1 protein-coding gene is annotated in these 1709 nt (G+C 46.2%); it reads right to left on the bottom strand.

What is annotated here, in order from left to right; translation table 11 throughout:
• Positions 1 to 153: 153 nt before the first annotated feature.
• Complete coding sequence (locus R7P35_RS23865; RefSeq protein WP_020840070.1) at positions 154 to 1689, bottom strand: inorganic triphosphatase; 1536 nt, start codon at positions 1687 to 1689, stop codon at positions 154 to 156.
• Positions 1690 to 1709: the final 20 nt, after the last annotated feature.

Raw genomic sequence — 1709 nt, 5'->3', positions numbered from 1 at the left:
AACAGCTATTAGAACAGCAAGAACAAATCCTTGAGCGACTAACTCTTATCGAAGAGGAAATGCAGCAACGCAAAATTCAGACAAAAAAATAGGACCTATCGGTCCTATTTCTCTTTAAATTAATGAAGAAACGCTACTTTGCGCTCGCCTATCTTATTTTTCACGCCAGTACGGCTGAGTCTCTACGCTGATTGCTCTTGTTTGATCCATTGCATGAAGAATCGAACGCTCTTGGCGGTGCAGCCAACGCTCTAGCTGTTCTTTCTCTTCATTTTCCAGCATATCGACCAAAGGCAACAGATGGTTCAGCATCAACAGATCATCAATGCCATGCACTAAGTCAGCCCAAGGAAGACGGAAGCTATTACGCTCGTCGAAGTTGTACAAGCTCGCAAAACCAATTCCAGTGTAAAGGTTACGCAGCAGACGGTAACGCTGATCCACATACTCTTGCGCAGACAAATCACGCTCTGCAGGGAAAGCTTCCATCAGCTCTGCCCAAGTGCGATCCAATTGCGTCACAGAAAACGGCATGATGTTGCTTGCCATCTTCTCGCGCGCTTTCTCATCCAAGAATGGCTGCCAGCCACGCGCTAAGATCCAGCGGCTAAGATCCAGCAGTAATCCTGTGTAACGCGCCGAACTCAACAATGTCAGCATCTCTTCACGACTTGGCAACTCTTCCAACTGTTGAGTCAACTCAGAGACAAGGAACTTACGCGCGTCAAGTTTGCGCAATACGTTACCTTTATCATCAAGCAACTCTTCAAGGTGAGCATGTTCATCAAGCCAAACGAGCTCTTCTTCTAACCACTTCAATTCTTGACGCAAGATAGCGCTCGCACGACGAGGCACTACGCCACCAAAAATGGTCAATGTTTGGCGAATAAAACGAATGGCGTTACTGATTTCACGCAGCGCTTCCACACTGTCGCGCTCTGAGTAAATTTGTTCGTGGTAATGCCAATGCGATAAAGCATGTTCAAGTGAATTGATTAAGCAGTATTCAACGGTGTCTGTTTTGTTACTGTCCACTAAAGAAAGCGGCTTCACTTCGTCGCCAGTGTAACCAGTCGCTAAACGGTAACCTTTTGCGGCTTTGCTCAAGTTACCCAGGCGCATCCCACCTTGTTCGCAGAAACTGCGCGCCAAAGTAAATAGTGCATCGGTCTGGCCAGATTTGAGTTCAAGTTCGACTTCACAAATCGGTTCTTGTCTCTCTTCTCCGTCTTCCCCTTGCGCAACAACCATGCCTTGGTCAAACGCGACCTCTACTTGGCTGCCATCTGGCATACCAATCAGCCACTGCTCACGCGTGAAGTTGGTCGAAAAAAGCGGAACTAACTCGGATTGTAGAGTCGCGACATCTTTGCCTGACGGCCAGATATCGGAAGGATGAAGCGAAAGATCCGGTTCATTATTTGTGTGCTCAGCATTGTATTCTGGTCTTTGATGTAAGCCTGCGACAACGCGTCCTGCGGTTTTTACGGTTTGGACGAAAACGTCATCAAAACGGCGAATTCTTAAACCAATGTCGTGCTGTCTTAGCCAATTGTCGGCTGTATCAAAATAGGTGTTACCCAAGTCACGACAACTATGCTGAAGTACTTTTGTTTCAGAAATTTTTGCTCGTAAAGTTTCTGAAAATTCAGGAGAAACAAAAAACTTCAGTTCTATTTCGGTTTCCATAGCTATACCTTTCAAAGCAG

This window comes from Vibrio sp. Vb0304, assembly GCF_033338995.1.
Classification (GTDB): Bacteria; Pseudomonadota; Gammaproteobacteria; order Enterobacterales; family Vibrionaceae; genus Vibrio; species Vibrio alginolyticus.
This window is presented reverse-complemented; position numbering and strand designations above follow the sequence as displayed.